The organism is Alkalibacillus haloalkaliphilus C5 (assembly GCF_000269905.1).
In the GTDB taxonomy this organism is placed as follows: domain Bacteria; phylum Bacillota; class Bacilli; order Bacillales; family Alkalibacillaceae; genus Alkalibacillus; species Alkalibacillus haloalkaliphilus_A.
In genome coordinates this window covers 1-5,961 of record NZ_AKIF01000166.1, presented here as the reverse complement: position 1 = coordinate 5,961, position 5,961 = coordinate 1, and the positions used below count along the sequence as shown (strand labels likewise).

The 5,961-nt window shown below is 38.2% G+C and carries 6 protein-coding genes; 1 reads left to right on the top strand and 5 read right to left on the bottom strand.

Annotated features, from left to right (window positions below; all coding sequences use genetic code 11):
- Both A194_RS0114055 and A194_RS0114050 read right to left on the bottom strand, forming a co-directional pair.
- Nucleotides 1-1,481 (bottom strand): heavy metal translocating P-type ATPase (locus tag A194_RS0114055; RefSeq protein ID WP_017187449.1); only part of this gene is annotated, 1,481 nt, incomplete at its 3' end.
- On the bottom strand, nucleotides 1,481-1,840 hold the full coding sequence (locus tag A194_RS0114050) for an ArsR/SmtB family transcription factor (protein WP_017187448.1): 360 nt from the start codon (nucleotides 1,838-1,840) through the stop codon (nucleotides 1,481-1,483). The genes A194_RS0114055 and A194_RS0114050, both read right to left, overlap by 1 nt.
- A gap of 139 nt (nucleotides 1,841-1,979) precedes the next feature.
- Between A194_RS0114050 and A194_RS0114045 the strand changes: the two genes are divergently transcribed.
- Nucleotides 1,980-2,486: a GNAT family N-acetyltransferase gene (locus A194_RS0114045; RefSeq protein ID WP_017187447.1), complete on the top strand. Its 507-nt coding sequence runs from the start codon at nucleotides 1,980-1,982 to the stop codon at nucleotides 2,484-2,486.
- 18 nt (nucleotides 2,487-2,504) lie between these two features.
- Here A194_RS0114045 and A194_RS0114040 read toward each other — a convergent pair whose 3' ends face one another.
- The 3 genes from A194_RS0114040 to A194_RS0114030 form a co-directional block, all read right to left on the bottom strand.
- On the bottom strand, nucleotides 2,505-4,301 hold the full coding sequence (locus A194_RS0114040; protein WP_017187446.1) for a M3 family oligoendopeptidase: 1,797 nt from the start codon (nucleotides 4,299-4,301) through the stop codon (nucleotides 2,505-2,507).
- A 142-nt stretch (nucleotides 4,302-4,443) separates the two neighbouring features.
- Nucleotides 4,444-5,097: a peroxiredoxin gene (locus A194_RS0114035; protein WP_017187445.1), complete on the bottom strand. Its 654-nt coding sequence runs from the start codon at nucleotides 5,095-5,097 to the stop codon at nucleotides 4,444-4,446.
- Nucleotides 5,098-5,257: 160 nt separating this feature from the next.
- On the bottom strand, nucleotides 5,258-5,961 hold a 704-nt coding region (locus tag A194_RS0114030; RefSeq protein WP_017187444.1), incomplete at its 5' end, for a polysaccharide deacetylase family protein.

Below are 5,961 nucleotides of genomic sequence, written 5' to 3'. Positions count from 1 at the left end.
TCATTCACAACTGCTTGTTGTTCACTGCTCAAACCAAACATTGATGGGCTTCCGATTTTAAACTGTGAACTTTCGATTTCACCAGTTACACCTTTTCCAGTGATCGATTGAAAGTTAGTGACGTTCGATAATGGTTCAGGCTTAACATAGTCATTCGCATATTCAGTAATAGCTTTAGCTAGCGGATGCTGAGAAAGTGTCTCTAATGCATATGCTCTTTGGAAAAAGTACTCAGGTGAAATACTTTCATCAAATAATTGATAAGATTGAACGACAGGCTTACCTTGTGTAATCGTACCCGTTTTATCAAATGCGATTGTCTTAATTTGACCGAGTGCTTCCAAGTAAGCCCCGCCTTTAATTAACACACCATTTCGTGCTGCACTTCCAATCGCTGTGACAATGGCTACAGGCGTTGAAATGACTAAAGCGCAAGGACAACCGACAACTAATACGGCTAACCCTTGGTAAACCCAAGTTTCAAAGCTAAGCCCGAAAAAGATCGGTGGAATGGTAGCAACTCCTAGTGCGACAACCATTATTAAAGGTGTATAGTAAGCAGCAAAACGGTCGATAAATTGTTGAGCTGGAGCTTTTTCGTTTTGAGCTTCTTCCACTAAGTGAATAATTTTGGCTAAAGTAGAGTCTTCAGCTAACTTTTGGACATTAACTTCTAAATAGCCTTCTTCATTTAAAGTACCAGCAAACACTTCATCATTCTCGGTTTTAAATACAGGCACAGATTCACCTGTGATGGCTGCTTGATTAATCGTTGACTCACCTTTGGTTACGATACCATCAACAGGGATTTTTTCACCAGGTTTAATAATGACAGTATCGCCAACCTGAATATTAGACACGTTTAACTCCATTAACTCATTGTTTCGCCTTACTCTTGCTTTATTAGGTGCTAATTCCATTAACGACTGAATGGATGAACGAGCGCGATCGATTGAGAACCGTTCTAACGCTTCGCTAATGGCAAATAAGATGACGACGACTGCACCTTCGACCCATTCACCAATGATCGCTGCACCAATTACAGCAATTGCCATTAAAGTTTTCATATCAAAACGCAGTTTAAGTAAATGTCGCACGCCTGTACTTAACAATTGATAACCACCAACAGCAATCGAAGCTAAAAATGCTGAAGTCGTAATAGGGTGTTCTTCACCTAATTGAACTAATAAGTAAACGCCTATTAATAAGAAAATTGATGATGCGACAATATGCCAATTCGACTTTAACGTATTTAGCTTACGTGGTGAATCTTTTTCGTACTGTTTCGATACCGATAAACTTTCAAATGCGCCGGCTTGTTCTAATTGTTGGATAGAAGCATCACCTTGGACGGTAATTTTCGAAGCGCCAAAATTTACGTGAGCATCTTGGACCGATTCGATATCTTTAACGTTATTTTCAAATGTTTTTGCACATGAAGTACAAGACATACCTTTGACGTAATAGGTTTCTTGAGCCATTACGATTCCTCCAGTTCGTGCTGGTGCTCAACAGCAATGTTAACGAGGTCGTGAACGTGGTGATCATCAAGTGAGTAATAAATATTTTTACCTTGTTTCCTAGTCTTAGCTAAACCGTGCTTTTTTAATGTTCTTAAATGATGTGAAGCGGAAGCAACGGACGTTTCTGTAATTGCTGCAAGGTCACAGACACAAAGTTCTTCTTCAATTGTTAAAGCTTGAGCGAATTTGACTCTAGTCGGATCACTTAACACTTTGAACAATTGGGCTACAGCTTGAATGGATGTTTGGTTAACCGATTTATAAATATGTTTAAGTTGATCTTCACTTATTTCAGATGTGCAGTTAGGTAGTTTCAATTGTTTCCCCTACTTTCATTCAAATGTTCATTTGAATATATTATATTCAAATATACGTTTGAATGTCAAAAGCAATGCAATTAAATTAAGCAATAAGTTAAAATGTGATAAACTATGAAAAAAAGAAAAGGTGATTTACTTGATTAGAGAGGCTACACATTACGATTTAGATCAAATCGAACAAATAGTAATTGAAGCAAAACGCGTTATGAAAGAAGCTGGAATGACGCAGTGGGGCTATACATATCCGTTAAGAAAGCATTATGAGGTAGATATTGGAAAAGACGAATTATATGTTTATGAAGAACAAGGGGAAGTGTTAGCTGTTGCTTGTATTAGTGACCAAGGACATGAAGAGTACGAAGAGATTAGTTGGTCTGAACAAGCTCCGTTTTTATGTATAAAAAGACTAGCCGTCAAACCAGCTGCTAGACATAAAGGGATTGCTTTAGCTTTTTATCGTTTTGCAGAAAACTTAGCGGCTAATCGAGGGTTTTGTTACATTCGAACTGATACGAATGGGGAAAATAAAGCAGCGATTAATTTATTTTATAAAGGCGATTATCAACTTGTTGACCGTCAACGTCACGGTGATTTTACAGAACCATTTTATTACTTTGAAAAGAAAATCCCAGTTAAGGAATAAACCTTAACTGGGATTTTTCTACTTACTCGTTAACTCTAAATATTCCGCTACGTCCTTCTTACAAAGTTCAATACCTTTCTCCCAGAACGCTTCTTTCGTAATATCTTCACCTAAATGTTTCATAGCTAAGTCTTCAACCGACATTCTCGCCGTATCTTGTAGTAGCGCGATGTATTGGTCTTCATAGTTAGTACCTTCTTCTAGCGCTTTAGCATAAATGCTAAGCGAGAATAAATAACCGAACGTGTACGGGAAGTTATAAAAAGGTACCCCTGTAATATGGAAGTGTAGTTTATTCGACCAGTAACTCGGGCTTGTTGAGTTTACCGCATCACAATAAGCTTCACGTTGAGCTTCATCTGTTAATTCATTTAAACGGCTTGCTGGTACGAATCCGTTTTTACGCTCTTCATAAAAGCGTGTCTCGAATAAGAAACGAGAGTGAATGTTCATAAAGAACGCAACACTACGTTGAAGTTTATCTTCTAATAGTGCAATTTGATCTTCCTTCGTGTCTGCTGCCTTAACAGCTGCATCAGCAACGATCATTTCTGCGAACGTCGAAGCTGTTTCCGCAACATTCATTGCATAACGACGGTTAAGCGGGTGAACTGGTTTTAGCGCATACGAATGATAAGCGTGGCCCAACTCGTGAGCTAACGTTGCCACGTTAGACATAGAACCGCTGTATGTCATGAAAATACGTGACTGTTCACTTAATGGGAAACCAGTACAGAAACCACCAGGACGCTTGCCTGAACGATCTTCAGCTTCTATCCAACCTTCTTCAAAAGCTGTTTTAGAAAATTTAGCCATTATAGGGCTGAACTCTTCGAAATGCTTTAATATAAATTGCGCACCTTCGTCATAAGAAAGCTTTTGACTATTTTCTTGAGTTGGTGCACCTAGGTCGTACCATTCAAGTTTATCTTTACCTAACAATTCAGCTTTACGGTATAAAAAGTCTACAAATGGTTGTTTATGCTTCGTAATTGCACCCCACATCGCATCAAGCGTCTCTTGTTGCATACGGTTAATATCTAGCGGTTCTTTCAACACATTGTCCCAACCGCGCTTTTTATAGACATTTAAACGGAAGCCAGCTAAGTGGTTTAGTGTGTTAGCAAATAATGATTCTTTCTCTTTCCAAGAAGCTTCTAACTTCTCATAGACTTGTTTACGCACTTCAGGGTTTTCATGTGATAGTAAGTTATTCGCTTGACCTACGGATAACTCTTTTTCTTCACCGTCAACTGTGACATTGACTGTCATGCCACCTACAATCGTGTTATACATTTGTCCCCAAGCGTGATAACCGTCAACTGATAGGGAGGAGATCAGTGCCTCTTCATCTTCAGAAAGCTGTTCTTGTGCTGCATCACGCCACTCGTTTAAAACGAACGTAAGCTCAGCTAATTTGTCATGCTCTAAAAATTCTTGCCAAACGTTTTCATCAGTTTGAGCTAATTTTTGTTTGAAGCTATTAAATGCTGCGCCATATGTAGCTGATAACTCAGTTACTTCACTGCGCAATGTACTTGCTTTATGGTCTGACATATCTTGTGCTTCAAGGCACGAAATGAAAGCACCTGCCTGGCGAATATGTTGAGCCAAATTAGACCCTTCTTCAATTAAATTAGATACTTCTTCAGCTTGATTGACTGAAGTTGGTGTTTCAAATTTGTTAAACTTCTCAGCTATTGAAGCAAGGCGCTCTTTTGTCTCATCAAGGTGACGACGAAGTTCTTCTGAATCGCTACCACCTTTAAAAAAGACATCTAAGTCCCAAACAACAGGGTAACTCGTTTTAGTCATATAAAAAACCTCCCGTTACATTCTAAATTTTCATAATAGTATAACGATAGTATAGCATAAATAGTAGTTCGAATGAAGAATATTTCGTGTTAAGAAATAAATTAAAGCATTGCCGTTTATCACGACAATGCTTTAATTGAACTTATTTTAAGTCTTTTTTTGCGATGTACCAATCAATCACTTCAAGACTTTCATCTTTAGCTCGTGCGTCAGCTTCTTGTTTAGATGCTGGTGGAGGGACAATTACTTTATCTCCCGGTGTCCAGTCTGCAGGTGTCGATACTTGATGCTCTGCGGTTGTTTGCAGTGCTTTAACGAGTCGGACGATTTCATCCATATTTCGGCCTGTTGTTAGTGGATAATAAATGATTGATTTTACCACTTGTTGATCATCAATGACAAATACAGCACGATTCGTTTCAGTTCCACTATCATTCGGGTGAATCATCCCGTATTTTTGAGCGACTTTTTGATCTAAATCAGCAATCACTGGGAATTCAATCTCTACGTTGAAGTTTTCTTCAATGTTACGAGCCCAAGCGATGTGTGATTGAACACTATCAATGCTCAAACCGAGTAATTCTGTGTTTAATTCTCTCAATTGCGGATAAATCCCTTGAAACGATACAAACTCAGTTGTACAAACGGGAGTAAAATCAGCAGGGTGTGAAAATAAAACTAGCCAAGATCCTTTATAATCTTCTAGCTTTTTAATCCCATGTGTCGTTTTTGCTTCAAAGTCAGGCGCAGGATCCCCAATTCGTGGAAGTTGAAACTGTTGGTTTTCTTCAGTCATTTAATTTCTCTCCTTTTTAAAAGTTGTTAATCCATATAGGACTACTATGTTTTAATATATTACTAATATAACAGAAGTGGTATTAAAATTCACAAAATTTGCTCATAGAAAAAATGAAAAAGCCGTGACTATTAAATCACGACTGTTGGTAGTTTGTTTATTATTTAAGGTGATAATCATCTAAATGGACAAAATCATACCCTTGTTCGATTAGTTGTGGAATAGCATTCATAACTCCATCTCTCGTTCCACTACTCGGTTGATTCATGTGTAGAAGAGCAATAGAGCCAGGTTTTGATTGAAGTAATGATTGTTCGACTTGTTCACTAGAATACGTCCCGCCAGCATCACCTAGGACGTTGTAATTAACAGCTTCAAGTTCCATATCTTGAATCATCTGGACAGCAACTTCATCAAAATAAGCTGTCCCAGACCTGAAAAAGCTAGGTGTGTCACCAGTTAATTCATAAATGTATTGCTGGTTTGTTTGAACTTCTTTATATACTTCTTCAGGACTGCTTGTTCCATCGATCCCCCAAGCTGTGCGACCACTTACTGATAGAGGTAAATGGTCAGTACCATGATTTTCAATTTGAAATAATGGGTTTTCAGCTAGTTGTATAAAAATTTCTTCGTTATGTTCAATCCAGTCTTTGTTAATAAATAGTGTAGCTGGAATTTCATGCTCGATTAAAAAGTCGATTAGCTCTTCGTCATACCCTCTTCCATACGGGCCTCCACAAGCATCGAATGTTAATGCAATAACCTCTTCCTCAGTATCGAGTTGTGTTTTGACCCCTGTGACAAACTCACCCCATTCGTGACTTTCACTTGAATATTGTTCAGGGTCTATATCTGTTCGTG

What these genes read in the sequence shown, in the direction of transcription:
- A194_RS0114040 (WP_017187446.1), bottom strand. Translation starts at nt 4,301, where the DNA reads ATGACTAAAACGAGTTACCCTGTTGTTTGGGACTTAGATGTCTTTTTT.
- A194_RS0114035 (WP_017187445.1), bottom strand. Translation starts at nt 5,097, where the DNA reads ATGACTGAAGAAAACCAACAGTTTCAACTTCCACGAATTGGGGATCCT.